27 protein-coding genes are annotated in these 26,106 nt (G+C 71.4%); 16 read left to right on the top strand and 11 right to left on the bottom strand.

Annotated features, from left to right (window positions below):
- The 3 genes from DO944_RS08885 to DO944_RS08895 all read right to left on the bottom strand — a co-directional run bounded on the left by DO944_RS08885 (position 1) and on the right by DO944_RS08895 (position 1,718).
- Positions 1 to 282: a DUF6412 domain-containing protein gene (locus tag DO944_RS08885; protein WP_112616655.1), complete on the bottom strand. Its 282-nt coding sequence runs from the start codon at positions 280 to 282 to the stop codon at positions 1 to 3.
- Positions 282 to 821: a DUF805 domain-containing protein gene (locus DO944_RS08890; RefSeq protein ID WP_112616657.1), complete on the bottom strand. Its 540-nt coding sequence runs from the start codon at positions 819 to 821 to the stop codon at positions 282 to 284. Before DO944_RS08890 ends, DO944_RS08885 begins: the two co-directional genes overlap by 1 nt.
- Positions 822 to 932: 111 nt before the next feature.
- Positions 933 to 1,718, bottom strand: a complete 786-nt coding sequence (locus DO944_RS08895; RefSeq protein WP_112616659.1) for a siderophore-interacting protein — start codon at positions 1,716 to 1,718, stop codon at positions 933 to 935.
- Positions 1,719 to 1,819: 101 nt separating this feature from the next.
- On the opposite strand from DO944_RS08895, the gene DO944_RS08900 reads away from it, so the two are divergent.
- The 4 genes from DO944_RS08900 to DO944_RS08915 are packed head-to-tail and all read left to right on the top strand — an operon-like array spanning position 1,820 to position 5,575.
- Positions 1,820 to 2,806, top strand: coding sequence for a siderophore ABC transporter substrate-binding protein (locus DO944_RS08900; protein WP_112616661.1), 987 nt, complete (start codon positions 1,820 to 1,822; stop codon positions 2,804 to 2,806).
- Between the two features lie 54 nt (positions 2,807 to 2,860).
- Positions 2,861 to 3,835, top strand: a complete 975-nt coding sequence (locus DO944_RS08905; protein ID WP_112616663.1) for an ABC transporter permease — start codon at positions 2,861 to 2,863, stop codon at positions 3,833 to 3,835.
- Complete coding sequence (locus tag DO944_RS08910; RefSeq protein WP_112616665.1) at positions 3,828 to 4,820, top strand: iron chelate uptake ABC transporter family permease subunit; 993 nt, start codon at positions 3,828 to 3,830, stop codon at positions 4,818 to 4,820. The genes DO944_RS08905 and DO944_RS08910 overlap by 8 nt, the downstream gene beginning before the upstream one ends.
- Positions 4,817 to 5,575: an ABC transporter ATP-binding protein gene (locus DO944_RS08915; RefSeq protein WP_112616667.1), complete on the top strand. Its 759-nt coding sequence runs from the start codon at positions 4,817 to 4,819 to the stop codon at positions 5,573 to 5,575. The genes DO944_RS08910 and DO944_RS08915 overlap by 4 nt, the downstream gene beginning before the upstream one ends.
- Before the next feature lie 95 nt (positions 5,576 to 5,670).
- Here DO944_RS08915 and DO944_RS08920 read toward each other — a convergent pair whose 3' ends face one another.
- The 3 genes from DO944_RS08920 to DO944_RS08930 all read right to left on the bottom strand — a co-directional run bounded on the left by DO944_RS08920 (position 5,671) and on the right by DO944_RS08930 (position 7,668).
- Positions 5,671 to 5,889 carry a hypothetical protein gene (locus DO944_RS08920; protein ID WP_112616669.1) on the bottom strand — a complete coding sequence of 73 codons (219 nt, stop codon included), beginning with the start codon at positions 5,887 to 5,889 and terminating at the stop codon, positions 5,671 to 5,673.
- A 26-nt stretch (positions 5,890 to 5,915) separates the two neighbouring features.
- Positions 5,916 to 6,899, bottom strand: a complete 984-nt coding sequence (locus DO944_RS08925) for a DNA-3-methyladenine glycosylase family protein (protein WP_396652015.1) — start codon at positions 6,897 to 6,899, stop codon at positions 5,916 to 5,918.
- Positions 6,900 to 6,975: 76 nt separating this feature from the next.
- Positions 6,976 to 7,668, bottom strand: coding sequence for a winged helix-turn-helix domain-containing protein (locus tag DO944_RS08930; protein WP_112616671.1), 693 nt, complete (start codon positions 7,666 to 7,668; stop codon positions 6,976 to 6,978).
- Between the two features lie 401 nt (positions 7,669 to 8,069).
- On the opposite strand from DO944_RS08930, the gene DO944_RS08940 reads away from it, so the two are divergent.
- The 8 genes from DO944_RS08940 (at position 8,070) to DO944_RS08975 (ending at position 15,616) form a co-directional block, all read left to right on the top strand.
- Positions 8,070 to 8,636, top strand: coding sequence for a toxin (locus DO944_RS08940; RefSeq protein WP_258524630.1), 567 nt, complete (start codon positions 8,070 to 8,072; stop codon positions 8,634 to 8,636).
- Complete coding sequence (locus DO944_RS08945; RefSeq protein ID WP_112616677.1) at positions 8,633 to 8,926, top strand: GNAT family N-acetyltransferase; 294 nt, start codon at positions 8,633 to 8,635, stop codon at positions 8,924 to 8,926. The genes DO944_RS08940 and DO944_RS08945 overlap by 4 nt, the downstream gene beginning before the upstream one ends.
- 102 nt (positions 8,927 to 9,028) lie before the next feature.
- Positions 9,029 to 9,259, top strand: a complete 231-nt coding sequence (locus DO944_RS08950; protein WP_064956107.1) for a hypothetical protein — start codon at positions 9,029 to 9,031, stop codon at positions 9,257 to 9,259.
- Positions 9,256 to 9,615 carry a hypothetical protein gene (locus tag DO944_RS15910; protein WP_258524631.1) on the top strand — a complete coding sequence of 120 codons (360 nt, stop codon included), beginning with the start codon at positions 9,256 to 9,258 and terminating at the stop codon, positions 9,613 to 9,615. Before DO944_RS08950 ends, DO944_RS15910 begins: the two co-directional genes overlap by 4 nt.
- A 132-nt stretch (positions 9,616 to 9,747) precedes the next feature.
- Positions 9,748 to 11,211 (top strand): MFS transporter, encoded by a 1,464-nt coding sequence (locus DO944_RS08960; RefSeq protein ID WP_112616679.1) that lies wholly within the window; start codon positions 9,748 to 9,750, stop codon positions 11,209 to 11,211.
- Between the two features lie 62 nt (positions 11,212 to 11,273).
- Positions 11,274 to 12,422 carry an exonuclease SbcCD subunit D C-terminal domain-containing protein gene (locus DO944_RS08965; protein WP_112616681.1) on the top strand — a complete coding sequence of 383 codons (1,149 nt, stop codon included), beginning with the start codon at positions 11,274 to 11,276 and terminating at the stop codon, positions 12,420 to 12,422.
- Positions 12,419 to 15,424 carry an AAA family ATPase gene (locus DO944_RS08970; protein WP_112616683.1) on the top strand — a complete coding sequence of 1,002 codons (3,006 nt, stop codon included), beginning with the start codon at positions 12,419 to 12,421 and terminating at the stop codon, positions 15,422 to 15,424. Before DO944_RS08965 ends, DO944_RS08970 begins: the two co-directional genes overlap by 4 nt.
- Before the next feature lie 9 nt (positions 15,425 to 15,433).
- On the top strand, positions 15,434 to 15,616 hold the full coding sequence (locus DO944_RS08975; RefSeq protein ID WP_023952247.1) for a hypothetical protein: 183 nt from the start codon (positions 15,434 to 15,436) through the stop codon (positions 15,614 to 15,616).
- Here the strand turns inward: DO944_RS08975 and DO944_RS08980 are convergent.
- Both DO944_RS08980 and DO944_RS15915 read right to left on the bottom strand, forming a co-directional pair.
- The gene (locus tag DO944_RS08980; RefSeq protein ID WP_112616685.1) at positions 15,604 to 16,164 is read right to left on the bottom strand and encodes a nucleoside phosphorylase; all 561 of its coding nucleotides are present in this window, start codon (positions 16,162 to 16,164) and stop codon (positions 15,604 to 15,606) included. The genes DO944_RS08975 and DO944_RS08980 overlap by 13 nt on opposite strands.
- A gap of 2 nt (positions 16,165 to 16,166) precedes the next feature.
- On the bottom strand, positions 16,167 to 16,298 hold the full coding sequence (locus DO944_RS15915; protein ID WP_258524632.1) for a hypothetical protein: 132 nt from the start codon (positions 16,296 to 16,298) through the stop codon (positions 16,167 to 16,169).
- Between the two features lie 142 nt (positions 16,299 to 16,440).
- On the opposite strand from DO944_RS15915, the gene DO944_RS08985 reads away from it, so the two are divergent.
- Positions 16,441 to 17,022: a hypothetical protein gene (locus tag DO944_RS08985; RefSeq protein ID WP_112616687.1), complete on the top strand. Its 582-nt coding sequence runs from the start codon at positions 16,441 to 16,443 to the stop codon at positions 17,020 to 17,022.
- A 43-nt stretch (positions 17,023 to 17,065) separates the two neighbouring features.
- On the opposite strand, the gene DO944_RS08990 is transcribed toward DO944_RS08985, so the two are convergent.
- Positions 17,066 to 19,135, bottom strand: coding sequence for an NAD(+) synthase (locus DO944_RS08990; RefSeq protein WP_112616689.1), 2,070 nt, complete (start codon positions 19,133 to 19,135; stop codon positions 17,066 to 17,068).
- A gap of 70 nt (positions 19,136 to 19,205) precedes the next feature.
- On the opposite strand from DO944_RS08990, the gene DO944_RS08995 reads away from it, so the two are divergent.
- Positions 19,206 to 22,724, top strand: a complete 3,519-nt coding sequence (locus DO944_RS08995; protein ID WP_112616984.1) for a bifunctional RecB family nuclease/DEAD/DEAH box helicase — start codon at positions 19,206 to 19,208, stop codon at positions 22,722 to 22,724.
- Positions 22,725 to 22,829: 105 nt separating this feature from the next.
- Here DO944_RS08995 and upp read toward each other — a convergent pair whose 3' ends face one another.
- Entirely contained in the window at positions 22,830 to 23,465 is a 636-nt protein-coding gene (upp, locus tag DO944_RS09000) for a uracil phosphoribosyltransferase (protein ID WP_023952235.1), read from the bottom strand.
- 87 nt (positions 23,466 to 23,552) lie between these two features.
- On the opposite strand from upp, the gene DO944_RS09005 reads away from it, so the two are divergent.
- Positions 23,553 to 23,984: a nucleoside deaminase gene (locus DO944_RS09005; RefSeq protein ID WP_112616985.1), complete on the top strand. Its 432-nt coding sequence runs from the start codon at positions 23,553 to 23,555 to the stop codon at positions 23,982 to 23,984.
- A gap of 9 nt (positions 23,985 to 23,993) precedes the next feature.
- Here DO944_RS09005 and DO944_RS09010 read toward each other — a convergent pair whose 3' ends face one another.
- Entirely contained in the window at positions 23,994 to 25,112 is a 1,119-nt protein-coding gene (locus DO944_RS09010) for an alpha/beta fold hydrolase (protein WP_112616691.1), read from the bottom strand.
- Between the two features lie 114 nt (positions 25,113 to 25,226).
- On the opposite strand from DO944_RS09010, the gene proC reads away from it, so the two are divergent.
- Positions 25,227 to 26,069 carry a pyrroline-5-carboxylate reductase gene (proC, locus tag DO944_RS09015; RefSeq protein ID WP_112616693.1) on the top strand — a complete coding sequence of 281 codons (843 nt, stop codon included), beginning with the start codon at positions 25,227 to 25,229 and terminating at the stop codon, positions 26,067 to 26,069.
- The last annotated feature ends 37 nt before the right edge of the window (positions 26,070 to 26,106 follow it).

The raw sequence follows: 26,106 nt of genomic DNA on the forward strand, positions 1-26,106 counted from the left end.
CTACGCGGCTGGAGCCGCGAGCCCCGGGGCGCGGGGGCGTCGTCTCCCGGGAGCGTCCGGGTCGCTCTGCGCCAGCAGAGTCGACGGCGAGATGGATCGCCGCGGGTGGGGGCGCCGCGAACCCGCCGCCCCCGTCGCCGTGACGGCGCCCGCGATCGAGGCGACCGCGATCGCGATCGTGAGCAGCGCCACCGCGGTCGCCGCTGCGAGCCCGCTCGAGTCGCCGAGCGAGAGGGCGCCGATGACCGAGAGCAGCATCGGGAGCGTGGAGAGGAGGGACATCACGCCACCCCTGTCGGGGCCCAGCCCGCGGCGCGCTCGAGCAGCGCGGCATCCCCGTCGAAACGCGCGCCCTCGGGGCGCGACCGTCGCAGGGCGAGCAGGAGAAGCACGAACCCGCCGATGGGCATCAGGTTCAGCAGCACCCACCATCCCGACAGGTTCGAATCGTGCAGCCGCCGCACCGCGACGGTGAAACCCGGGATGAAGGTGGCCACCACCCACACGGTCGAGGTCCACAGGTAGACCGCCACCAGGGTCGAGAGGGGATCGGTCGGAGCGATCGGCCCGAAGAGCTCGATCCCGCGCCATCCCCACCAGCCGAAGGGGTGCAGCCCGAGGTCGAGCTGCGGCCAGCGCCCCGACAGCATCCGCGGGATCACGAGGAGGAAGACGACGGCGGCCGTGAAGCCGACGGCCATCCACCACCAGTACTCGCTGCGGCTGGCGCGCCCGCGCAGGCGGAAGGCGTGCACCACGAAACGGCGCATCGCCTGGGGCAGCGAAGCGTTCGGCAGCGGTGCTGTCGAGACGGCCTCCATCCCGCGATGCTAGCGGAGCGTCGCGGGGCGGCGCAGTCTTCGCCTGTCAGTTCTGGCCCCATCCCGCGCGGAGAGGGGGCGGGAAGCGTCAGGTGAACTGAACCGTGCGCGTCAGTGGGGTGCGTGATATTCGGGCTCGCCCCGCTTCCAGTAGCCCTTCACCGTGATCTGCTCGGGGTCGAGGCGCCAGCGGTCGAGCAGGAGCGCTCGAGCGGAGCGCACGATCGACTGCTCGGCCGCCACGAAAGCGAAGACGGCGCCGTCCGGTCGGTCGTCGTCGCCGAGCGCGGCGAGACGAGCGGCGAGCGCAGCGCCGGCGGATGCCGATCCGCGGTGCACCTGCTCGACGACGACCCCCGGCGGCGCGGAGATGGGCAGCTCGTGATCGGCGTCGGGCACCTCGATGAGCACGCGCCCGACGGCAGCGGCATCCATGTGATGGGCGAACCGCCGGATCGCGGGGACCGCGGTCTCGTCTCCGGCCAGGAACCAGCCGTCGGGGCGTCCCGTGAGCACGGCAGATCCGCGTGGTCCGCCGATGCCGATCGTCGACCCGATCTCCGCCGTCGCCGCCCAGTCCGCAGCCACGCCGTCGCCGTGCAGGGCGAACTCGAGGTCGAGCCAGCCCTCGTCGGCGTCCCAGGCGAGAGGGGTGTACTCGCGGCTCGGCGCCGCACGCATCTCGTCGATGCTCTCGGGGGCCACCTCGGGGAAGAAGACGCGGACGTGGTCGTCGCAGCCCGGGGAATCGAAGCCCCGCAGATCGGCGCCCTCGAGCCGCACCCGGACATAGGCCGGAGTCAGCCATTGTCGGGCTGCCAGGCGGACGAAGCGAAAACGCAGGTCGAGCGCTCGGCGAGCGATCCGGAACGAGGGGGTTGCGGTCGATGCGGACATGAAGGTTAGGCTAACCTACACTGCCGTCGGGGTCTCGATCCCGGCATCCGGTCGCCCCGTCGACCAGCATCCGATACGCACCGCACCAGGAGTTACGTCACGTGAGCCATGCCATCCGCCGTCCCGCACTCGTCTCGATCGCGCTCGTCGCAGCGCTCGGCCTCGCCGGGTGCGCGTCGTCGGCGAGCCCGGATGCCGCGCCCAGCGGTGACGCGACCGCGCCCACGACCGTCACCGTGACCGACAACCACGGCGAGATCGAGGTGCCCGTCGCCCCCGAACGCGTCGTCGCGCTCGACAACACGACGTTCCAGACGCTGAGCGACTGGGACATCGGCCTCGTGGCGGCACCCAAGCCGCTGATGTACGACCTGTGGCCCAACCTGTCCGGGGGCGACGACGTGCTCGACGTCGGGCTGCACCGCGAGCCCGACCTCGAGGCGATCATCTCGGCCCAGCCCGACCTCATCGTCGGCGGGTACCGCTTCCGCGACATCTACGACGACCTGACGGCGATCCAGCCCGCGACGATCGAGACCAGCGCTCGCGAGGGCGAGGAGCAGGTCGCCGAGCTGAAGCGCCAGGTCGAGATCCTCGGCCAGGTCTTCGATCGGGAGGATGACGCGAAGAAGCTCGCCGACGACCTCGACGGCGCCGTCGCGGACGCGAAGGCGGCCTACAACGGCACCGATACGGTCGTCGGCCTGCTCACCTCGGGCGGCAAGATCTCGTTCGCGGCCCCGGGGGAGGGGCGCGGCGTCGGTGCCGTCTTCCCCACGCTCGGACTCGTCCCCGGCATCGATCGCGGAGCGGAGAACGCCTCGCACGGCGACGACATCAGCGTCGAGGCGATCGCGGCGGCGAACCCCGAGTGGCTGATCGTGCTGGACCGGGACGCCATGTTCAACGAGGACGGCTATGTCTCGGCGAAGGAGCTCATCGAGGGGTCCGAAGCGCTGCAGAACGTCCCCGCGGTGCAGAAGGGGCAAATCGTCTACCTCGCGCCGAGCTTCTACCTCGACGAGGGCATCCAGGCGTACACCAAGCTCTACGCCGACATCGCGACGGCCTTCGCCGCGGCGGCCTGATCGTCCTGCGCGGTGCCCCGTCCGGTACTGCCGGCCGGGGCACCGCGATCCGTCATGACTGCGCTCACCGCCCCCGCCCGCATCCGCGGGCGTCTCGCCCTCCCGGCCGCGATCACCGTCGTGGCCGGTCTCGTCGTGCTGTCCCTCTTCGTCGGCGTCTACGACCTCGCCTCGGACGGCGTCGGCTCGGAGATGCTGTGGATCACCCGGATTCCGCGCACGCTCGCGCTGGTCCTCGCGGGCTGCGCGATGGCCGTCTCCGGCCTCGTCATGCAGCTGCTGACGCAGAACCGCTTCGTCGAGCCGACCACCACCGGGACCACCGAGTGGGCAGCGCTCGGCCTCCTCGCGACGGTGCTCCTCGCGCCCGACGCTCCGCTGGTCGTACGCATGCTCTTCGCGAGCCTCGCGGCGTTCGTCGGCACGATGGTCTTCCTCGCGATCCTGCGTCGCATCCAGCTGCGCTCGTCGCTGATCGTGCCGCTCATCGGCATCATGCTCGGCGCCGTCGTCTCGTCCTTCACGACCTACCTCGCGGTCAGTGCGAACGCCCTGCAGATGCTGGGCACATGGTTCATGGGCAGCTTCACCGCCGTCGTCCGCGGTCGCTACGAGGTCCTGTGGGTCGTCGGCATCGTCGTCGTGCTCGTCGCGCTCTTCGCCGACCGGCTGACGGCGGCGAGCCTCGGCAAGGACGTCGCAACGACGCTCGGTGTCGACTACGACCGGGTGCTCCTCCTCGGCACCGCCCTCGTCGCCGTCGCGACCGGCGTCACGACCGTCGTCGTGGGGTTCCTGCCCTTCCTCGGGCTCGTCGTGCCCAACCTCGTGTCGATGTGGCGGGGAGACAATCTCCGCGCGAACCTCCCCTGGGTGTGTCTCGGCGGAGTGGCTGTCATCGTCGTCTGCGACATCGTCGGCCGCGTCATCCGGATGCCGTTCGAGGTGCCCGTCTCGATGATCCTCGGCGTCCTCGGCACTGCCGTGTTCGTCGTGCTGCTCCTGCGGCAGCGAGGGCACGATGGCTGAGACGCTGCGCGGCACTGTCCGGTCGCGGGTGTGGCTGCGGTTCCTCGTTCTCGCCATCATGGTCGCCGCGGCGGCCGTTCTGCTGCTGACGTGGAACATCCCTCTCGATCCGGCGCAGCGCGGCTATTGGCTCGCCGTGGAGCTCCGGGTCACGACGGTGGCGACGGTCGCGATCGTCGCCTGCTGTCAGGCGGTCGCGACGGTGCTGTTCCACACCGCGACGGGCAACCGCATCCTCACGCCCTCGATCATGGGGTTCGACGCGCTGTACGTCGTGATGCAGACCGGCCTGGTGTTCTTCTTCGGGGGAGCTGCGCTCGCGGCCACCGACGGGCTCGCCAAGGTGGCCCTCCAGAGCCTGCTGATGGTGGCGTTCGCGACCCTCCTCTACGGGTGGCTCTTCGCCGGCAAGCGGGGAAACCTGCACATCATGCTGCTGATCGGAATCGTGCTCGGGGTCGGTTTCGGCTCGCTCTCGACGGTGATGCAGCGGCTGCTGACGCCGAGCGACTTCGACCTGCTCTCGGCGCGCCTGTTCGGCAACCTGAGCAACTCGAACCCCGAGTACCTGCCGTGGGCCGCGGTGATCGTCGCGATCGTCCTCGTCGTGGTGTGGCGCCGCCGCCGACGTCTCGACCTGCTGACCCTCGGGCGCGACGTCGCCACGAACCTCGGCCTCGCGTACAAGCGCGAGGTCACCGTCCTGCTGATCCTGGTGGCCGTGCTCATCTCGGTCTCCACGACGCTCGTCGGCCCGATGACCTTCTTCGGGTTCATCGTCGCGACCCTCGCCTACCAGCTCGCCGGATCGTCCCGCCACGCCGTGATCCTGCCCTTCGCGGCGCTGCTGGGGGCGGCGACGCTGCTCGGCGGCTACTTCGTGCTGCGGCACGTGTTCTACGCCGCGGGCATGCTCACGGTCATCATCGAGTTCGTCGGCGGCCTTTTCTTCATCGTCTACCTGCTGCGAAAGGGCGCGCTGTGATCACCCTCACCGACGTCTCGAAGTCCTACGGGGGCCTGCGCGTGCTGGGTCCCATCGACCTCCAGATCCCGGCCGGCGGGGTGACCGCCCTCGTCGGGCCCAACGGCGCCGGCAAGTCCACGCTGCTGACGATCGTCGGGCGCCTGACCGAGCCCACCACGGGCACGGTCACGGTGGGCGGTCTCGATGTCGCGCGCACCCCGAGCCGCGAGCTGGCGCGCGTGGTGTCGATCCTGCGGCAGGAGAACCACTTCGTCACGCGGCTCACGGTGCGCGACCTCGTCGGCTTCGGGCGGTTCCCCCACTCCGGGGGACGCCTCACTCCCGACGACCGGCGCCACGTCGACGAGGCGCTGCGCTTCCTGGATCTGGAGGACCTCTCGCACCGCTACCTCGATCAGCTCTCCGGCGGGCAGCGCCAGCGCGCCTACGTCGCGATGGTGCTCGCGCAGGACACCGACTGCATCCTGCTCGACGAGCCGCTCAACAACCTCGACATGCGTCACGCCGTGGGGATGATGCGGCAGCTGCGGCGTGCGGCGGATGAGCTGGGCAAGACCGTCGTCGTCGTCATCCACGACATCAACTTCGCCGCCGCCTACGCCGACCGCATCGTGGCCCTCACCGGGGGAACGGTGGCGTGCACGGGGACACCGCGCGAGATCATGCGCCCCGACGTGCTGGAGCGCGTGTTCCAGACGCCGATCGCGGTCCGCGACGACGGCGAGTACCCGCTCGCGGTGTACTTCCGCTGATCGCAGCGCACCGAGAGGGCTTCACCTGGCAGTTGTGGCCGCATCCGGCGCGTGAAGGGGGCGGAAAGTGTCGGGTGAAGCGGCTTGCGCGGCGGTCAGAGCTGCGCGCCGTCGTCGTCGCGGTCGTAGACGCCCTCGTTGCGTCCCCGGCGCGACTCGTAGGCGATGAGCCATCCCACCGAGATCGCCGCGGCGAGCACGAGGCCGAGCCACACGTTGTTCATCACGAGGCCGAACACGATGCCGAGCAGGAAGACGAGGGCGGCGCCGAGCGCCCAGTAGGTGTGTCCGCGCTGCCATCCCCGATTCGCCATGCCCCGAGCCTACGGTGCCGCGCGGGTCAGCGGTCGCGGTGGTCTTCGGGATGCAGCCGCGGACCGCGGCGCGGTTCGAAGACGCCGCCCGCGTAGATGAGCCGGATGACGCGCTGCCGGTGGCCCCGCCACGGCTCGAGCAGTTCGAGCATCCCGTCGTCGTCGACGCGGTGTCCCGTCAGGGCGTAGCCCACGGTGTGGCACAGGTGATAGTCGCCCACGCTCACAGCATCGGGATCGCCGAAGGCGCGGATGCGGGTCTCCGCGGAGGTCCACGGCCCGATCCCCGGCAGTGAGGTCAGGATGCGTTCGTGCTCGTCGCCGCCGCGGGCGCCGGCGACCGCGCGCTCGATCGACGCCCGTCGCTGTGCCGCGCGCACGACGGTGCGCGACTGCGGCGGCTCGAGGCCGGCGCGATGCCACGCCCAGCTCGGAATCAGGTGCCAGTCCGCGGGCGGCGCGAACATCGGACGCGGCGTCGGTCCTGGCGCGCGCTCGCCGTACCAGGTGACGATCGCGCGCCAAGCGCCGAAGGCCTGCAGGCCCGTCACCTTCTGCTCGAAGATCGCGCTCGCGAGGTCGTCGAAGACGAGGTCGGTCGCGCCCAGGCGGATGTCGGGATGCCGATGGTGGATGTCGGCGATGAGCGGATGCCGCGTCCCGTCGAACCCTTCGGGATCGTCGTGTGCGCCGCACAGCCGCGGCAGCTGCTCTACCGCCCACTGGGCGCCGGGGCCCCAGGCGGCTGCTCTCACGAGCGAGCGGCCCACCCGCAGGGCGAGCGTCGCGACGCCGCGCGGCGTGCGGCTGACGCGCCAGATCACGTCGCCTGAGACCGTCATCGTGGGATCGTGGGCGCCGTGCTGCTGGTGACGTACCGCGCGGGCGATGTCGATCGGCGCAGCCGGTCGGTACTCGGTCTCGATCGGGCGGGATGACGGCGGCGTGGCATCGCGCTCGTGGATCGCCGGGCGGCGACCCGGCATCCGTCCCGTCGTCACCGCGCTCATGCCGACACCCTACGTCGGAACCTCCGACATCCCGCCGTGAGCGACGTCGATCGGCGTCGGGGTGACGCGGCGCGAATCAGAAGCGGTCGGGCGACGGCGTGCCGTGGCCGTAGCGGATGACCACGTCGGCGTGGCGGTCGAACCGGTAGCCGACGCCGCGCACCGTGCGCACGATGTCCTCATAGCGGCCGAGCTTCGCACGCAGCCGGCGGACGTGGACGTCGATCGTGCGCTCGCCCGGCGCCTCGTCGTCGGAACCGTTGCTCCACAGCGACTCGACGAGCTCGGAGCGCTCGATGGTGCGCCCCTCGCGGAGCACCAGGTACTGCAGCAGCTCGAACTCCTTGAAGGTGAAGGCCGCCGACTCGCCGTCGATGAAGACGCGCTTGCGCGAGATGTCGACGGTCACGCCGCCGGGGACGTGGTCCTCCGCCGGAACGTCCTGCTTCGTGCGGGCGACCGCGCTGGGCTCGTGGAGGGCGAGGCGGACGACGTCGACGTCGCGTCCGCCGGCGCCGACCGGTGCCAGGGCGACCGTCGCGTAGGTCTCGGCGTGGGGTGCGAGCTCACTCAGCGTGCGGCGCAGCGCCTCGACGAGGGTCGAGAGCGAGACGCCGTCGGCAGCGGCCTTGGCCTCGTCGATGCCGACATACAGAGCGAAGCCACGGGGTGCGGTCGAGGTCGCTGCGGCGGGCGCCGGGGGAGGCGTCTCGACGGCGCGAAGGTGGCGAGCGGGGGCGGCGGGGGCGAGAAGAGCGGTGTTCGACATGGGAGGTTCGTCCTCGGAACGTGAACCCGGGCTGTCAGCCTGCGGCGGGTTCGGGTGTGCGTTGCGTGAGGCCCAGCGGGGGCCGGTGAGCGAGCATCCGGATGTCGGCGTTGTGGGCCGGGCCATCGGAACTCGGGGATCCGCGGCCGCGTTCAGAAGCGGCGGAGGATCAGGCGGGGTTCACCTGTCAGCGGCACATTCGGCAACACATGACAGCACGCTGCGACATCATCATGATGTCGGCAGTTCCGTTCGCCTCCCGGGCGGACAGAGTGCGTGCGATGTCAGTCATGGGGTTGATTATGACGATCCGTGTCCGGATGTGTCAAACACACCAGCGCCGCGCGTCCTTCGATGACGGAATGTGACAGATTGCTCAATCCTCGCTACGGTGCACGATCGTGGCTACGCGGATCCGGATCGTCGGCACCTCCGGCTCGGGGAAGAGCGTGCTCGCGGACCGCGTTTCGGCGCGGACCGGGCTGCCTCGGCTCGAGCTCGATGCCGTCTTCTGGGACGCGAACTGGCGGATGCGCGACCTCGACGAGGCCCGAGCCCGGGTCCGGGAGTTCGTGCGGCAGCATCCGGACGGGTGGGTCGCGGACGGCAACTGGACGTCGCGCCTGGGCGACATGCTCGACCCGGGTTCGCCGGACGGCGCCGACACGGTCGTGTGGCTCGACCTGCCGCGCCGACGGGTGATGCGTCAGGTCGTCGGGCGCACGCTGCGCCGAGTGGTGCGGCGCGAGGAGCTCTGGCACGGCAACCGCGAGCGTGCGGCGAATCTCTTCCGATGGCATCCGGAGCGGAACATCATCCGGTTCGCGTGGACCAACCATCCCGTCACGCGCGAGCGCATGCTCGGGCGCATCGCCGCGGGGGAGCGCATCGTGCGGCTGCGCGATCGCTCGGAGATCGACGCCTGGCTGGCCTCGCTGCCGCCGGCCGGGCGTAGCGTGGGCGCATGAGCGATCTGACCTTCACGCATGAGAGGGATGCCTCCCGCTACACGCTGCACCGGGGAGACGACCTCGTCAGCGTGCTCGACTACCGCGACGACGGGCGCACGGTCGCGCTCACCCGCGCGTACACGATTCCGACTTTCCGCGGGCACGGCTATGCGGCGGAGGTCGTCGAGCGCGCCGTCGCCGACATCGAGGCGCTCGGTGACCGGACGATCAGCCCGGTCTGCTGGTACGTCGCCGACTGGTTCGAGGCGCACCCCGATCGCGCGGGGATTCTGCAGCCGCGGCGCTGACCCGCGAAGCCGCAGATACGTCTCCGGCCGCGCGGCTGTCAAGACGGTGCTCGCGAGAGGACGCCGGGGCCAGACTGGGGCGATCGATCGAAGGAGACAGTCATGAACCGCGATCTACCCGAGGGCGTCGTCGATCCTGACGGCGCCGGTGCCACGTCGCTCGCCGCGAGCGAGGCCGAGGACGACGCCGTGCGCGACGCGGACAGCCCCGCCGACGTCCCGATGCCCGATGGCGACAGCCCCGACGGTTTCGTCGAGAGCGCCGAGATCCAGCAGGGCCTGGACCCCGACCTCGTCACCGACGAGCAGGCAGACGAGGAGGAGCAGCGATGAGCGGTCAGGCTGACGAGATCGATTCGAGCGTCTCTGACTCCGCGACGCAGGACGCGCCCGAGACCGGCCGCGGCGGCACGCGGTCGACCACTGCGGGCACCGGCGGCGACGTGACGCCTCCGAAGGAGGACACCCCGGTCTCGCCTCCGGGCGTGCAGGACGGCCCCGCGCTGTCGATGCACGACACGACCGAGCAGGAGCGCCTCGACGGGCTCGTCGCGCAGCTGCGGGCGGATCTCCCGGGCGAAAACCGTGCGACGGTCGAGAAGTACGTGCGTCAGCGCGTCTCGGAGGTCGGCCTGAGTGTCGGCGACGACGAGATCGCGCGAATCGTCGACGACCTCGCCGCCGACTGACGGATGACGGTACGAATGCCCCGGGTGGGACCCCGGGGCATTCGTCGTGTCGAGGCGGTGCCCTGTACGACGCTCGGCCCGAGAGTGCAAGGGCGGGCCTGCCGCGCTCGTGCGGGCATACCCTGACCCACGATGAGTGACACGGCGAGCATCCCGCTGTCGGTGCACCAGCGGTGGCGGGCCTTCTGGGTCTGCGTCGCCGTCGCGGCGCTGACGATCCTCGACCTGACGAAGGTCAACGTCGCGCTGCCCTCGATCGAGCAGGCCTTCGGTGCGGGTTCCACCGAGCTCCAGCTCATCGTGTCGGGCTACGTCCTCACGTTCGGGCTGACGCTCGTACCCGCCGGACGCATCGGCGACCAGCGCTCGCGACGCGCACTGTTCGTGATCGGGCTCTCGCTGTTCACCGTGACGAGCGTCGTGTGCGCGCTCGCGCCGAACACGGACGTGCTCCTGGCGGCACGGCTGGTTCAGGGCGTCGCCGCCGGCATCCAGATGCCGCAGGTGATCGGACTCGCCCAGGAGATGTTTCAGGGGGCTGAGCGAGGCAAGGCCTTCGGACTGTTCGGAGCCACGATCGGCATCTCGACGGCGTTCGGCCCGACGCTCGGGGGCCTCATGATCGCGCTGGGCGGCGCCGACGACGGCTGGCGCTACATCTTCTGGATGAACGTCCCGCTGACCCTCGCGGTCCTCGCCGGTGTGATCTGGCTGCTGCCCAGAACCCGGGAATCGCGGCCGGCCCGGCTGCAACTCGACCCGATCGGTCTGCTGCTGTTCGCGCTCGTTGTGATCGCCTTCCTGGTGCCGTTCCTGCTCACCACGGGCGCGCAGGGCGATGACCCGCAGCGCTGGTGGTCGCTCGTGGCCTTCGGGGTCTTCGCCGCCCTGTTCGTGTGGTGGGAGCGGCGGTACGCGGCATCCGGCAAGCATCCGCTGATCCCGCTCGAACTCTTCGCCATCTCGTCGTATCGCAACGGCACCCTCATCCAGGCCGTCTACTTCATGGCTCTGCCGGCCATGTTCCTGCTGACGACGCTCTTCCTGCAGCTGGGCGTCGGCCTCGAGCCGGTGTTCGCGGGGATGGTCTCGATCGGATTCGCCGTCGCGAGTGCTGGTGCCTCGTACGTCGGAGGCAGGATCGTGACGCGCGTCGGACGCCCGCTCGTCGTGGGCGGTCTGATCATCATGCTCTCGGCCGTCGTCGCACTCGCTCTCGTCGCGTACTTCGTGCCGCCCGGGATCGTCGAGTTCGCGATGGCGGGAGTACTGACCGTGGGGGGCTTCGGTGGTGGCCTCGTCATCTCGCCCAACCAGACCCTGACCCTCGCCGACATCCCCGTGAAGCAGGGCGGCCTGGCGGGCTCCGTCGGTCAGCTCGTGCAGCGGATCGGCACCGCGGTCGGAACCGCCGTCGCGCTGTCGCTGTTCTACTCGACGGTGTACCGCCTCGAAGGCGGATCGACGCCGCGGATCGACGTCTACCACGACGCCTACGCCCTGGGGATGGTCTCGGTGGGCCTGTTCCTCGCGCTCGCCCTCGTGCTCGGCGTCGCGGACCTCTCGTCACGGCGCCGGCGAGCCCGCGTGGCCTGAGTTTCGCCGCTTCTCCGCGGGGCACCGCGGCGATGTCCGAGCCTCCTCCTACCCTGGTCGGCATGCGGATCCTCCACACCTCCGACTGGCACATCGGGCGGACCTTCCACGGTCATTCGACGCTCGACGCGCTGCGGGGCGTGCTCGAGGCGCTCACCGCGCAGGTGCGCGAACACGAGGTCGACGTGGTGGTCGTCGCGGGCGACGTGTTCGACTCGGCTGCGCCGGCGGCGGGCTGCTACGCCCTCCTCTCCGACACGTTGCGGGGAATCGCCGACACCGGCGCGTGCGTCATCGTCACGAGCGGCAACCACGATTCCGCCGCGCGCCTCGGCTTCCAGGCGGGGCTGCTGCGCGAGGGCATCCACGTCCTCACCGACCCGGCCGCGGTGGGCACTCCGATCACGATCGCGGATGCCGACGGGCCGGTGCATTTCTACGGCATCCCGTACCTCGAGCCGGCGCTGCTGCGACACCTCTGGCCCGAGGCCCGGTCGCAGGCGGCCGTGATCGATCGCGCGATGGGGCTCGTGCGCGACGACCTGGCGGTGCGCGGTGGTCGGTCGGTCGCAATCGCCCACTGCTTCGCTGCGGGGGTCGAGCCGACGCCGCACCTCGAGCGAGACATCCAGCAGGGTGGTCTCGACGTCGTGCCGCTGTCCGCTTTCGCGGGCGTCGACTACATGGCGCTGGGGCACATCCACGGACGCCAGCAGCTCGCCCCCGCCGTCCGCTACGCGGGTGCGCCGCTCCACTACAGCTTCGGCGAGGGTGAGAAGCCCCGGGGCTCGTGGCTGGTCGATCTCGACGCCGACGGCTTCGCCGATGCGCGGTGGCTCGAGCTGCCGGTCCCGCGTCGGGTGGTCACCCTCCGCGGGCCGCTGGCCGACGTTCTCGCCGATCCCGCGCACGAGCGGCACGCCGATGCGTGGGTCTGCGTCGAGTACACCGACACGCTGCCCGAGCGCGATCCGATGCGTCGTCTGCAGGAACGCTTCCCGTTCTGCGCGAAGGTGGTGCACGCCCCGTCGGATGCCGCGCCGGGCGACGCGCGCACCTACGTCGACCGCGTGCGCGCCGCACGCAGCGACGCCGAGCTCGTCGAAGCGTTCCTCGTGCACGTCCGAGAGGGGGCCGGGGCCGACGAGCGCGAGCGCGAGCTGCTGGCCGACGTCCTCGACGAGCGGATCCGCGTGGAGGCGATGGCGTGAAGCTCCATCGCCTGGAGCTGACCGGCTTCGGTCCGTTCCGCGAGAAGCAGACCGTCGACTTCGACGCCTTCGATCGCGACGGCGTCTTCCTCATCTCGGGGCGGACCGGCGCGGGCAAGTCGAGCATCCTCGACGGGGTGAGCTTCGCGCTCTACGGCTCGGTGCCGCGTTACGACAACGGTGAGCGGCGTCTTCGCAGCGACCACAGCTTCCTGGGCGACCCCACCGAGGTGCGGCTGGAGTTCACCGTCGGCGGGCAGCGCTGGCGCGTGACCCGAGCGCCGGAGTACGAGCGGCCCGCGAAGCGCGGCGACAAGCTCACGACCGAGATCGCGCGCGCCGAGCTCGAGCAGCACGTCGACGGTGCGTGGGTGGGCCGGGCGGCGAAACCCCGCGAGGTCGCCCTGCTGCTCGACGAGGTGCTGGGGCTGAACGCGCAGCAGTTCCAGCAGGTGATCCTGCTGGCGCAGAACAAGTTCTCGCGATTCCTCCTCGCCCGCAACGACGAGCGGCAGCAGCTGCTGCGCACCCTGTTCGGCACGAAGCGGTTCGAGCAGTACAAGGACGACCTCGAGGAGCGTCGCCGCGCCGCGCAGCGCGAGCTCGACGCCGCCGGTGATCAGGTGCGGACGCTTCTCGAGCTGGGCGAGGCCGCGATGACGCAGCAGAGCGTCGACATCGGCGACGACGGTGCGACGGGCGACGCCGCGCCGCTCGACCTCGCCGGGCGGCGTGATGCCGTCGAGCGCGCGCGTCGTCGCGCCGATTACCGCGTGGAACAGGCCGACGAACTCCGCCAGCAGGCGGAGTCGCGGCAGGCCGCTCTCGTGGCGACGCACGCCGAGCTCGTCGAGCGGGCGCGGGTGCTCGACGACCTCGCCGCGGCGCGGCGACGCCTGGACGACCTCGACGCGGCCGCCGATGAGGTGGCTGCGGCTGAACGCCGACTCGAGCGTGCGCGTGCCGCCGAAGCGCTCCGCGCGACGCTGGAGCAGGCCGACCGATCGGGCGAAGCGGCGGGGCAGGCCCGCGCGATGGCGGAGCGGGCCGAGAAGCGCTGGACCGCAGCGGGCGGAGGCACCGACGACGACATCTCCGCTCTGGTCGAGACCCTGACCGGCGACATCGCGCGCTGGACCGACGCGCTCGCCCGTGAGCACGAGCTGACGGACGCCATCGACGCGCGAGACGCGACCGCGGCCGAGATCGCCCTCCTTCAAGAACAGGCGACGCTGCTCGACGAGCAGCACGCCCTCCTGCCGGCGGAGCGCGAACGCGTCGCCGCCGAGCTCGCGGCAGAGACGCTCGCGGCGGCGCGCGTCAACGAGCAGCGCGTGCGAGTGAGTGATCTCGCCGCCCAGGCCGAGGCCGCCGACGAGGCGGGACGCCTTGCTGGCAAGCTCGGCGAGGCCGAGGAGCGTTACCTGCGGGCGAGCGGTGCCGCGGAGGCGGCAGCCGCCGCCGTCACCGACCTGCTGCGGCGTCGGGTGGCCGGTCGCGCGGGAGAGCTCGCCGCCGAACTCACCGAGGGCGAGGCCTGCCCGGTCTGCGGGGCGCTCGATCACCCGCATCCCGCACCCCCGGCGGACGACGGTGTGACGGACGACGATCTGGCCGACGCGGAGTCGGCGCGGGATGCCGCCGCCGCCGAGGCCCGCGACGCGGGCGAGCGCGCCGCCCTGCTGCGCGCAGAGCTCGCCGCCGCGACAGCGCGCGCGGGCGCACGCGGCAGCGACGAGCTCGCGGACCTGCTCGCTCAGGCCCGGGACGAGCTGGCATCCTCTGAACGCGGCGCAGAGCGAGTCATCGCTCTCACCGAGAAGCGCGACGTGCTCGACCGTCTCGACGCGGAGGCCACCGAGGAACGCTCTCGCCTCGCGGCCGCCCTGGCCGATGCGCGCGAGCGCTCCGCCGTCGCGACGACGACGCTCGCGCGCCTGGAGAGGGAGGTGGCCGACGCGCGGGGTCCGTTCGCGACGGTCGCGGAGCGCATCGCGGCGGCGACCGAGCGGCGTGACCTCGCGCGCGCGGTGCTCGAGAGCCGGCGGGCGCTCGCCCACAGCGAGGCGACCGCGAGTGATGCGGCGAACGACCGGGCGCAGCGGATCGAGGCATCGGTGTTCGCGGACGTCGGCGAGGTGCGCGAGGCGCTGCTCCCTGATAACGAGCGAACCGCCCTCACGCGGCGCGTCGCCGAGCACGCCGCGGACGTCGCGGCCACACGCGCCCGCCTGCTCGAACTCGAGCTCGCTGCCGCGGGGCTGCCCGACGAGCGGCCCGATCTCGAGGCCGCTGCGGAGGCGGTCGCCGCCGGAGACCGCGCCCGCAGCGCGGCGATCGCTGCGCACCGCGATGCCGTCAACGCCGCCGAGACGATGCGCGACCTCCTCCTGCGCATCGACGACGCGTTCGTCGCGGTGGCGGGTCTCGCCGAGCGGACGGCGACGGTGACCCGCCTCGCCGACACCGTCGCCGGCCGTGCGCCCAACACCCGGAAGATGGATCTCGAGACCTTCGTGCTCGCGGCCGAGCTCGAAGAGATCGTCGCCGCCGCCAACCTGCGCCTGCGCGACATGTCGTCGGGTCGCTACACCCTCCACCACAGCGACGCGCTGCAGGCCCGTGGCGCAGCATCCGGACTCGGGCTCGAGGTGCTCGACGCGCACACCGGCCGTCTCCGCTCGCCGCAATCGCTGTCGGGAGGAGAGACCTTCCTCGCCTCCCTCGCCCTCGCGCTCGGTCTCGCCGAGGTCGTCACCGGTCGTGCCGGCGGTATCCGTCTCGACACGCTCTTCGTCGACGAGGGCTTCGGGTCGCTCGATCCCGAGACCCTCGAGCTTGCGATGCGCACTCTCGACGAGCTGCGCGCGGGCGGCCGGACCGTCGGCGTCATCAGTCACGTCGAGGGCATGAAGGAGCAGCTCGCCGCACAGATCGTCGTCGAGGCGACGCGCGAGGGCCCGAGCATCATCCGGCAGGAGGCGCTCAGCGAGCGCGACTAGGCTGGCGTCGTGAGGACTTTCTGGACCGTCGTCGGAGTGATCGCCGCGATCTTCGTCGCGTGGGTGATCGTCGACATCGTGCTGCGCCTGGCCGTGTTCGCGGTCAAGCTCGGGCTCGTCGCGGTCGTCGCCCTCGTCGTGTTCCTGCTGCTACGCCGGCTGTTCGCGCGCAGCAGCGATCAGACGCCGTAGTCGGCGCGGATCCGCTCGTACAGAGCTCGGCTGCACGCGGCCACGGCCTCATCCCACCCGGTCGTCGCGCCGTCCTGGGCATCATCCGACACCGCTTTGAGCACCCGGATGGGGATGCCGAAGCGCTGCGCGACCCAGATGTAGACGTACGTCTCCATGTCGACCAGCTGGGCGCCGAGTGACTGGATGAGGGCGACCGCCTCGGCATCGTCGACGAAGACGTCACCCGTCGCGATGCGCACCCCGGCGCCCCCGGCCTCGACGCGCTCGGGCATCGAGAGGTGTCGCCCGCGAACGCCGGCCAGATCGAACACGTCGTGCTGAACGGCGTCGCCGACCTCGTAGATGCCGGGTCCGAGAGCGCCGGCCACCGCCCCCGCCGTCCCGACGACGACGATCTCGTCGTACACGGTGCGATCGAGAGCGCGGGTCAGCTCATGCGCGGCGAGCAGCTTGCCCGGACCGGTCAGCAGGATGTCGAACCCCGGGATGTCGGCGGGGAAGCCGGTCAGCTCGTCGCGGTGGGCGACGACCAGGAGGCGTCGCACGGTCAGGCACCGCCCCGAGCGATGATGCCGAGGATGCCGGAGATCAGCAGGTAGGCGCCGATGCCGCCCACCACGACCCAGATCGCGATGCGGGCGGAGGACGGTCGCTTGTCGTCGCCGTTGTCGAGGCTCATCCCGTCAGCCTAGGCGAGGTCGCGTCGACCGGAAGCGCGAGCGGCCAGGGGCCGGATTGACCCGGCGGCGCACCCTGGTACGGGCAGGCGTGATCGTTAGACTCGAACTGAGGTCAGACCATCCAGAGGCGGGAGCGACGACATGCAGACGGTACTTCTCGATACGCCCGCGGGCATCACGGCCCGGCTCGGCTGGGACCCGGCGATCACGGTGCACCACCGGCGGCGCATGATCGCGCGCGAGCTCGTCGCACAGGCGCTCGGCTGCGACGAGAAGGACGTGCGGATCGAACGCGAGGCGCCGCGCGGTTTCGGGTATCACACGCGCCTCGTCGCCTCACGCGACGGAGTCGAGGTGCCGCTGGCGATCACGACGGCCAGCTTCCGCGCGGCGACGGTCGTCGCGGTCAGCGACCCGGGACTGCCGCTCGGCATCGACATCCGCGACGCGCACCCCGAGCCGGCCGATCTGGCCCGGATGCGCAAGCACTCGCGCCTGTTCTCCGGGGCCGACACCCTCGAGCTCGTCGACCACTGGGTTCACGTGCAGGCGGTGCTCGAGGCCGACGGTCGCGGTGTCCGTGTCGCGCCGGAGCAGGTCAGGCTCGATCCGGGCCGGCACCGCGGCTGGATCCCCGATCGCAACATGAAGTACACGCTCGTCGACATCTCGCGCGACGGGTGGCTCATCACCCTGGCCTACGGCACCCTCCCGACGGCCTGACCCGAGTCTTTCCGGTCAGGCCGGTCACTCGACCCGGTCCGGGTCAGTCGACGAGATCGGGCAGCGCCCGACGGAGCTCGGCGAGCCACGCCTCGGCGTTGCCGTCCGACGGCGCGCGCCAGTCTCCTCGCGGCGACAGCGAGCCGGCCGCGGCGACCTTGGGTCCGTTGGGGATCGCGCTGCGCTTGAACTGCGCGAAGCCGAAGAACCGCTTGATGAACACTTGCAGCCACTGGGTGATCTCGGCGAGGTCGTACGCGTACCGGCTGTCGCGGGGGAAGCCGACCGGCCAGTCGCCGGCATCCGCATCCGACCACGCGTGCTGAGCGAGGAAGGCGATCTTCGACGGACGGAACCCGTAGCGCAGGACGTGGTGCAGCGCGAAGTCGTGCAGGGCGTAGGGCCCGATCGTCGATTCCGTGGACTGCACCTTGCCGTCTTCGCCGGCGGGCACGAGCTCGGGGCTGATCTCGGTGTCGAGGACCGACTGCAGCACGGCGACGGCCTCATCGGACAGATCGGTCCCCGTGCCCTCGCGATGCGCGATGACCCACCGGATGAGGTGCTGCATGAGCGTCTTCGGAACGCCGACGTTGACCGCGTAGTGGCTCATGTGGTCGCCGACGCCGTAGGTGGCCCAGCCGAGCGCGAGCTCCGAGAGGTCGGAGGTGCCGATGACGATGCCGTTCAGGCGGTTCGCGAGCCGGAACAGGAAGTCGGTCCGCACACCGGCCTGGACGTTCTCGAACGTCACGTCGTACACAGGCTCGCCGGAGGCGTAAGGGTGTCCGATGCCGCGCAGGAGTTCGTTCGCGGCGGGGCGGATGTCGATCGTCTCGATCGTCGCGCCGATCGCCTCGGCGAGGGCGACGGCGTTCGACTTCGTGTGGTCGCTCGTGGCGAAGCCGGGCATCGTGTAGGCGAGGATGTCGCTGCGCGGTCGCCCCATGCGGTCCATCGCGCGGGCGACGACGAGCAGCGCATGGGTGGAGTCGAGTCCGCCCGAGACGCCGATGACGGGGCGGGGGCCGCCGATGGCGCGCATCCGCTGCTCGAGCCCGGACACCTGGATGTTGAACGCCTCGTAGCAGTCCTGGTCGAGACGTGCCGGGTCGTCCGGGACGAACGGGAAGCGGTCGAGGGTGCGCCGCAGGCCGATGTCCTCGGCGGGCGGGTGCAGGAACGTCTCGACGGTGAGGAAGTCGGTCGCCGTCGTGCGGCGGTTGTCGTCGAAGGTGCCCTGCCGGTACCGGTCCTGGCGCACCCGGTCGAGGTCGACGTCGGCAACGCTGCGCCGCGGCCCGTCGGGGAAGCGCTCGGTCTCGGCGAGGAGCGAACCGCCCTCGTAGATCATGGTCTGGCCGTCCCACGAGACGTCGTTGGTCGATTCGCCGAGACCCGCCGCGGCGTAGGCGTAGACGGCGAGGCATCGCAGCGACTGCGACTGCACCAGCGTGCGGCGGTCGTCGGCCCGGCCGATCGTGATCGGCGAGCCCGAGAGGTTCACGAGCACCGTCGCTCCCGCGAGAGCCGCACGCGACGAGGGCGGCACCGGCACCCACATGTCCTCGCACACCTCGGCGTGCAGGACGAGCCCGGGCACGTCGCGGACGTCGAAGAGGAGGTTGGTCCCGAACACGGTCTCGTGCGAGCCGATGCGGATGCCTTCACCGTCCCACTCCTCACCCGCGGCGTACCAGCGACGCTCGTAGAACTCGCGGTAGGTGGGCAGGTGGGCCTTCGGCGCGACACCGAGGATCTCGCCGCGATGAATGACGACGGCGCAGTTGTACAGGCGGCTGCGGTGGCGGAGCGGGGCACCGACCACCAGCACCGGCATGAGATCGACGGATGCTTCGACGATGCGCTCGATCGCCGCGTCGACGGCATCCAGCACGGCATCCTGCAGCACGAGGTCCTCGATGGCGTACCCGGTGAGGCACAGCTCGGGGAACACGGCGACCGCGACGGAGTCGGCGTCGCACGCGTGCGCCTCGGCGAGCACGGCCTCGGCGTTGGCGGCGGGATCGGCGATGGCCACCGGAATGGTGCAGGCGGCGACCCGCGCGAAGCCGTGGGCGTACGCGCTGGCGAAGGGGAGCGACTCGTTCACCCTCCTCAGTCTGGCACCGGCGTCGGCGGTGTCGCACCCCGCGGCTAGGGTCATTGAACGGAAGGGGATCATGCGATACATCGAGGACGAAGGCCGGGTCGTCTGGAGCGCGAGCGACCTCAAGGCCGCGGCCGAGTGCGAGTTCGCCTGGCTGCGCGCGATCGACGCCAAGCTCGGACGCGTCGCGGCGGTCGACGAGCCCGACGACCCGACGCTCGAGCGGGCCGGACGTCTCGGCGACCGGCACGAAGAGCGCCAGCTCGCGGCGTACCGCGCCGAGTTCGGTGACCGCGTGACCGAGATTCCCGAGACACGGTCATCGGATGCCGCGGGCCTGGCACAGGCCGTCGCGCTCACGCGCGAGGCCCTCGCATCGGACGCGCGAGTGATCTACCAGGCCGCGTTCTCCGACACCGACTTCGTCGGGTTCGCCGACTTCCTGCTGCGCGACGACGACGGCCGGTGGATCGTGCAGGACACCAAGCTCGCGCGTCACGCCCGCGTCACCGCGCTGATGCAGCTCGAGGCGTATGCCGTCCAGCTCGATCGCGAGGGCGCCCGCGTGGCCGATCACGTCGAGCTGCTGCTCGGCGACGGGACGGTGTCGCGGCACGCCCGGGCCGACATCGCCCCGGTGTTCGTCCTGCGTCGCGAGCGTCTGCGCTCGCTCATCGCCGATCGTGCTGTCGCTACGGGCGCGGCAGGTGAGCCCATCGCGTGGGGCGACGACCGTGGCGACCTGCGGATCGCGGCCTGCGGACGCTGCGCGACCTGCGACCTCGAGGTCGTGGCCGCGCGAGATCTCCTGCTCGTCGCGGGGATGCGGCCGATCCAGCGCGAGCGTCTGCGGGCCGCCGGAGTCACGACGATCGACGAGCTGGCCGCGGCACGTGAAGCGCCCGCGCGGATGTCGTGGGACACGTTCACCGGGCTCCGCACCCAAGCGCGGCTTCAACTCGAGAGCCCGGCGGGAGGCGTCACGGCCGCGGTCGACGGCGACCCCGAGAACGCCCCGAGCGCTGCGCCCCTGCCGACCTTCGAGGTCGTCTTCCCCCAGGCGCTCGGCGCGCTTCCCCGGCCCGACCTCGGCGACCTGTTCTTCGACTTCGAGGGCGACCCGCTCTACACCGAAGGGCCGGGTCGCCACTGGGGCATCGACTACCTGTTCGGGTGGGTCGACCTGCGCGAGCAGTACTCCGCGCTGTGGGCTCACACGTTCGACGAGGAGAAGGCGGCGTTCCAGACCTTCCTCGACTTCGTCGCCGTGCACCGCGCCGCGCACCCGGCGATGCACATCTACCACTACGCACCGTACGAGCCGACGCACCTTCTCGCGATGGCCGCGCGGTACGGCGTCGGCGAGGCCGAGGTCGACCGGCTGCTGCGCGACGGCGTCTTCGTCGACCTGTATCCGATCGTCCGCCGGGCGCTGCGGGTGGGGTCGCGATCGTACTCGATCAAGAAGCTCGAACCGTTGTACATGGGCGCCGAGGTCCGGACGAGCGATGTCCAGAAGGGCGACGACTCGATCGTCCGCTACGTCGAGGCGCGGGCGCTCGCCGAGTCCGGTGACGCGGACGGAGCCGCCGCGATCCTCGCCGACCTCGCCGACTACAACCGTTACGACTGCGTCTCCACTCGGCGCCTGCGCGACTGGCTCGTCGATCGGGCGCGAGAGGCGCAGCTGCGGCCCTCGGCAGACGTCGAGCCCGAAGAGCGCGCCTACGAGCCGTCGCCGCGAGCGACCGCGCTCTCACGGCTCGCGGATGCCGCTGCCACAGGCGACCCCGCGGGCACCGAGGCTCCGGCCGCCGTGGCGCTCCGGCTCGGGGCGGCAGCGATCGACTACTACCCGCGCGAGGCGAAATCCTTCTGGGCCACCCACTTCCTCCGTCTGCGCGAACCGCTCTCGATGTGGGAGGACACCCGTGATGTCGTCGCCGTCGCGGCGGAGCGCAGCCGCGTGCTCGAGGACTGGCATCGCCCCGAGGGAGCCCGAACCGACCGGCGCGTCCTCGAGCTCCGCGGCGAGGTCGCGCCGGGCACACGGCTGAGCGTCGATTCGTCCCCCTTCGCGATCTACGAGTCGCCCGCGCCGTTCCCGACCGAACCGCGGCCCCGCTTCATCCACGCCGACCGGCGCGTCCGGGTCGTCGAGGTGCTCGACGACGGCGCGATCGTCGAGGAGCTCGCTGCGGGGGCGTACATGTGGTCGGAGCTGCCGATCGCGCTGACCCCGGCGGCCCCGCCTCCGGCGGGAAGCCAGCAGGCGGCGATCGACGCGTGGGCCGACGAGGTGATCGCCGCGGCGCCCGAACTGCCGGCCGACCCCGCCACGGATCTCCTGCTGCGCCGGCCGCCGCGGATGCTTTCCGGCGGGTTGCCCGGCGATGGATCCGACCCCGTTGCCGATATCTCGCGCGCTATCGTCGACCTCGACCGCAGCTATCTGGCGGTCCAGGGCCCGCCGGGCACGGGCAAGACCTATGTCGGGTCGCACGTCGTCGCGCGCCTGGTCGGTGAACGCGGCTACCGCGTCGGTGTCGTCGCGCAGTCGCACGCCGTCGTCGAGAACATGCTCGACCGCATCGCGGCAGCGGGAGTGCCCCGCGAGAAGATCGCCAAGGCGGTGAAGGGCGAGCCGACCGGTGATGAGGCCTTCACCGTCATCCCGAAGAACGGCGTGGCGGACTTCACCGCGACCCGTCCGGATGGCTACGTCATCGGCGGCACAGCGTGGGACCTCACCCACGCGGGTCGCATCCCGCGCGGCAGCCTCGATCTGCTCGTGATCGACGAGGCGGGCCAGTTCTCGCTCGCCTCGACGATCGCGGTCTCGGTCGCGGCATCCCGCCTCCTCCTCCTGGGCGACCCGCAGCAGCTGCCGCAGGTCAGCCAGGGTACGCACCCCGAGCCGGTCGACACGTCGGCTCTCGGCTGGATCATGGACGGCGCGCACGTCATCCCCGCCGACCGCGGGTTCTTCCTGGCCGAGACCCGGCGGATGCGGCCGGAGGTCGCCGAACCGGTCTCCGTGCTGGCCTATGACGGACGTCTCGCCGCGCACGCGTCGACGGCGGATCGGCTGCTCGAGGGCGTGGCCCCGGGCGTCGTGCCGGTGCCCGTCGCGCATCGGCGCAATGCCACCGCCGCGCCCGAGGAAGCCGAGGTCGTCGTTGGCCTGGTCGGCGATCTTCTCGGCCGCGCGTGGCTGCCCGACGCCGCGCTCGCACCGCGTCCGCTCGAACAGCGCGACATCATCGTGGTCACGCCGTACAACGCGCAGCAGGTTCTCGTAGAAGAAGCGCTCGCCGCAGCGGGATACACCGAGGTGCCGGTGGGAACGGTCGACCGCTTCCAGGGTCAGGAGGCGGCGGTGGCGATCGTGTCGCTCGCGGCATCCTCGGGTCGCGACGCACCGCGGGGACTGGAGTTCCTGCTGCTGCAGAACCGCCTCAACGTCGCCGTCTCACGTGCTCAGCACACGGCGTACATCGTCTACGGCACCGGCATCCTCGACGATCTGCCGCGCACGCCCGAGGGCGTCGCGCGGATGAGCGCGTTCGCTCGCCTCGTTGGAGCGGTCTGAAGCGCGCTGGTCGCTCTTATCGAGCCCACTTCCCACCGAAAGGCGCAGCTTGAACTGCGCCTCATTCGCGGAGGTGCGCTCGCTACCGCGATCGCGGCTCGCGGGTCAGTCGACGGTGCCGTAGAGGCGGTCGCCGGCGTCGCCGAGACCGGGCACGATGTAGCCACGCTCGTCGAGACGCTCGTCGAGCGAGCCGAGGACGAGGGTCACGTCGCGGTCGCCGACCTGCTTCTCGATCGCAGCAAGGCCCTCGGGAGCACCGAGGATGCAGATCGCGGTGACGTCCTGCGCGCCGCGCTTGAAGATGAAGTCGATTGCGGCCCCCAGCGACCCGCCCGTGGCGAGCATCGGGTCGAGCACGAAGCACTGGCGGTCGCTCAGGTCGTCGGGCAGGCGCTCCGCGTAGGTGGTCGGCTCGAACGTGACCTCGTTGCGTGCCATGCCCAGGAAGCCCACCTCGGCCGTGGGGAGGAGCTTGGTCATGCCTTCGAGCATGCCCAGCCCGGCCCGCAGGATCGGCACCACGAGGGGACGCGGCTTCGCGATCGCCAGACCGGTCGTCCGGGTCACCGGGGTCTCGATCTCCACCTGCTCGGTGCGGACGTTACGCGTGGCCTCGTACGCGAGCAGGGTGACGAGCTCTTCGGTGAGCTGGCGGAACACCGGCGACGTGGTGTTCTTGTCGCGCAGGACCGAGAGCTTATGGGTGATGAGGGGGTGGTCGGCGACGTGAACACGCATGTGATGATCCTACGCGGACGGCCCGTGTGTCCTCGGCTCTACGCTGGTGCGGTGACCCTCACGGCATCCGCTGGCGACATCCGCAGCATGGCGCGCGCCCTCGAGCTCGCAGAGGCGGCTGCGGCGGCCGGCGACATCCCCGTGGGCGCGGTCGTGACGGATGCCGCGGGTGCGGTGATCGGCGAGGGCCGGAACCTCCGCGAGGCGACCGGCGACCCGACGGCTCATGCCGAGGTGGTCGCGCTGCGCGCCGCGGCGGCCGCGACCGGGTCGTGGAACCTGTCGGGGTGCACTCTCACCGTGACGCTCGAGCCCTGCATCATGTGCGCGGGCGCGCTTCTGCAGGCGCACGTCTCGCGACTCGTCTTCGGGGCGTGGGACGACAAAGCCGGAGCCGCCGGGTCGCAGTACGACCTCGTGCGCGACCGTCGGTTGCCCGTGCGGGCGGAGGTCGTCGCGGGCGTGCGCTCCGCGGAGTCGTCGGCGCTGCTGCGCACGTTCTTCGCGCAGCAACGATGACGGGTCCGGTCAGTCCCAGGAGCTGAGGATGATCGCCTCGGTCGGGGGAGCCGGCGAGATGGGCGTTCCCAGGTAGCCCATCGTCGACAGGATCGCGGTGCGCACCTTGCCCGGGCGCTCGAGGTGCACGGCGTGCCCGACGCCCTCGATGACCACCTCGGTCACCTGACCGCCCGCCTCGCGGTACCGTTCGAACACGGCACGGGTCTGCGCGACCATCTGCTGAGCCGGTGCGGCCTCCACGCCGGGCCAGCCGGGGATCGCGCCGATCTCGCCGAGGTGACTGCTGTCGGCGAACGAGCCGTCGGCGACGATGACGTCGGCGCCGCCCCGTACCCACAGGATCGGGGGAGCGTCGTAACCGGCCGCCAGGTCCACGATCGACGAGACGTCGAAGTGTCCCGGGGCGAGGGCGTTCTGAGCGCCGAGCCGGCCCGCGGCGAAACCGGGCCAGTTCTCGCTCGGAACACTGTCGCCGGGGTAGTTGCCCTCGGCCGTCGAGGTCGTGAGCATCGCCTCGACCCACGTGTCCTCGTTGTCGGACTCGTAGTCGGGCGAGACGAACGACGTGCGGAAGAACGAACGGGCGGTGCCCTCGTCGTCGCCCGCGTCGCGAGCCGTGAGGCGGTCGACGAGGGCCGGGCTGACGGCGCCCGCGCCGCATCCGGCGTCATCGTCGGTCAGGCGCGTGCCGTCGAGGCGGGTACCGCCGAAGCCGTGCGGCGACACGGGCGAGAGCAGGCTCAGCGAGAGCACCCGGTGATCGAGGGCGTACTGCATCGCGACCGCGGCACCCAGGCCCCAGCCCACGAGGTGCACGGCATCGAGGCCCAGAGCCTCGAGCGTCGCCCGCACGTCGTCCGAGAAGTCGCGGACGCCGCGGGTCGCGTCGACGGGAAGCCGTTCGGTGTCGCCGAAGCCACGGAGGTCGATGGCGATCGGGCGGACGTCGCTCGGCAGGTCTTCGATGATCTCCTGCCAGAAGAGGCTCGACCCGGGAGCCGTGTGAAGCAGCACGAGCGTGCGGTCGGCCGGGGTCTCGGGGTCGTCTGCGGCGCGTTCGAGGATGTTCACCGCCAGGCGCGACGTCTCGATGGTGCGTGGCGTGATGCCGTCGAAGAGGGGCATGGCGGGATCCTTCGCTCTGCTCTGCGCGGCGAGCGCCTCCGCGCCCGCGGACGCTTCGACTCTACCTCGCGCCCGTTCCCTCCGCTGGGAAACGGCCGGACTTAAGATGGCCGCATGCCCGACCTCGTCGCCCTGCCCCCGATCGCCATCCTCGGAGCCGGTTCGATGGGAGGTGCGGTGCTGTCGGGGCTCGTGGCCTCGGGCGCCGCGGCCGGGGGAGTGACCGTCACCAACCGCACCGCCGAGAAGGCCGCCGCCCTCTCCGACCTGCCGGGAGTGACGAGCGTCGCGCTCGCCGACACTCCCACGGGCAACACGGATGCCGCCGCCGCGGCCGATGTGGTCCTGATCGGCGTCAAGCCCGCGATGGTGCCCGACCTGCTGCGCGAGATCGCGCCGGTGCTGCGCCCGGGGGTGGTGGTGGTGAGTCTCGCCGCGGGCGTCACGATCGACACCTTCGCCGGGATCCTGGGGTCGGATGTCGCAGTCATCCGGTCGATGCCCAACACCCCCGCCGTCGTCGGAAAGGCCGTCACCGGGCTGGCCGCCGGCCCCGCGGCATCCGACGATCACCGGGCGACCGTGCGTGCGCTGTTCGAGACGTGCGGCGTCGTCGTCGAGGTTCCGGAAGCGCAGATCGACGCCCTCTCGACGATCTCCGGCTCGGGCCCCGCCTACGTGTTCCTGCTGATCGAGGAGCTCACCCGCGCCGCGATCGACAAGGGCTTCGCCGAGCCCGACGCGCGGGTGATGGCCGAGCAGACCTTCATCGGCGCGGCCGCTCTGCTCGATGCATCCGGTGAGGACCCGGCCGAGCTGCGCCGACGCGTCACGAGCCCGAAGGGCACCACCGAGCGGGCGATCGCCGTGCTGCAGGAGGCCCGCCTCGACGACGTCTTCGCTCGCGCGACCGACGCGGCTCTGGCCCGCGCCCGCGAGCTCGCCGCCGGCGCCTGACCCCGGCACACCGCGACACCGCGGCGACCAAACCCGG

It is taken from the genome of Microbacterium sp. SMR1 (assembly GCF_003289625.1).
In the GTDB taxonomy this organism is placed as follows: domain Bacteria; phylum Actinomycetota; class Actinomycetes; order Actinomycetales; family Microbacteriaceae; genus Microbacterium; species Microbacterium plantarum.

What these genes read in the sequence shown, in the direction of transcription:
- DO944_RS08885 (WP_112616655.1), bottom strand. Translation starts at nt 282, where the DNA reads ATGTCCCTCCTCTCCACGCTCCCGATGCTGCTCTCGGTCATCGGCGCC.
- DO944_RS08890 (WP_112616657.1), bottom strand. Translation starts at nt 821, where the DNA reads ATGGAGGCCGTCTCGACAGCACCGCTGCCGAACGCTTCGCTGCCCCAG.
- DO944_RS08895 (WP_112616659.1), bottom strand. Translation starts at nt 1,718, where the DNA reads ATGTCCGCATCGACCGCAACCCCCTCGTTCCGGATCGCTCGCCGAGCG.
- DO944_RS08905 (WP_112616663.1), top strand. Translation starts at nt 2,861, where the DNA reads ATGACTGCGCTCACCGCCCCCGCCCGCATCCGCGGGCGTCTCGCCCTC.
- DO944_RS08910 (WP_112616665.1), top strand. Translation starts at nt 3,828, where the DNA reads ATGGCTGAGACGCTGCGCGGCACTGTCCGGTCGCGGGTGTGGCTGCGG.
- DO944_RS08920 (WP_112616669.1), bottom strand. Translation starts at nt 5,889, where the DNA reads ATGGCGAATCGGGGATGGCAGCGCGGACACACCTACTGGGCGCTCGGC.
- DO944_RS08925 (WP_396652015.1), bottom strand. Translation starts at nt 6,899, where the DNA reads ATGAGCGCGGTGACGACGGGACGGATGCCGGGTCGCCGCCCGGCGATC.
- DO944_RS08930 (WP_112616671.1), bottom strand. Translation starts at nt 7,668, where the DNA reads ATGTCGAACACCGCTCTTCTCGCCCCCGCCGCCCCCGCTCGCCACCTT.
- DO944_RS08945 (WP_112616677.1), top strand. Translation starts at nt 8,633, where the DNA reads ATGAGCGATCTGACCTTCACGCATGAGAGGGATGCCTCCCGCTACACG.
- DO944_RS08950 (WP_064956107.1), top strand. Translation starts at nt 9,029, where the DNA reads ATGAACCGCGATCTACCCGAGGGCGTCGTCGATCCTGACGGCGCCGGT.
- DO944_RS15910 (WP_258524631.1), top strand. Translation starts at nt 9,256, where the DNA reads ATGAGCGGTCAGGCTGACGAGATCGATTCGAGCGTCTCTGACTCCGCG.
- DO944_RS08960 (WP_112616679.1), top strand. Translation starts at nt 9,748, where the DNA reads ATGAGTGACACGGCGAGCATCCCGCTGTCGGTGCACCAGCGGTGGCGG.
- DO944_RS08965 (WP_112616681.1), top strand. Translation starts at nt 11,274, where the DNA reads ATGCGGATCCTCCACACCTCCGACTGGCACATCGGGCGGACCTTCCAC.
- DO944_RS15915 (WP_258524632.1), bottom strand. Translation starts at nt 16,298, where the DNA reads ATGAGCCTCGACAACGGCGACGACAAGCGACCGTCCTCCGCCCGCATC.
- DO944_RS08985 (WP_112616687.1), top strand. Translation starts at nt 16,441, where the DNA reads ATGCAGACGGTACTTCTCGATACGCCCGCGGGCATCACGGCCCGGCTC.
- DO944_RS08995 (WP_112616984.1), top strand. Translation starts at nt 19,206, where the DNA reads ATGCGATACATCGAGGACGAAGGCCGGGTCGTCTGGAGCGCGAGCGAC.
- upp (WP_023952235.1), bottom strand. Translation starts at nt 23,465, where the DNA reads ATGCGTGTTCACGTCGCCGACCACCCCCTCATCACCCATAAGCTCTCG.
- DO944_RS09005 (WP_112616985.1), top strand. Translation starts at nt 23,553, where the DNA reads ATGGCGCGCGCCCTCGAGCTCGCAGAGGCGGCTGCGGCGGCCGGCGAC.
- DO944_RS09010 (WP_112616691.1), bottom strand. Translation starts at nt 25,112, where the DNA reads ATGCCCCTCTTCGACGGCATCACGCCACGCACCATCGAGACGTCGCGC.
- proC (WP_112616693.1), top strand. Translation starts at nt 25,227, where the DNA reads ATGCCCGACCTCGTCGCCCTGCCCCCGATCGCCATCCTCGGAGCCGGT.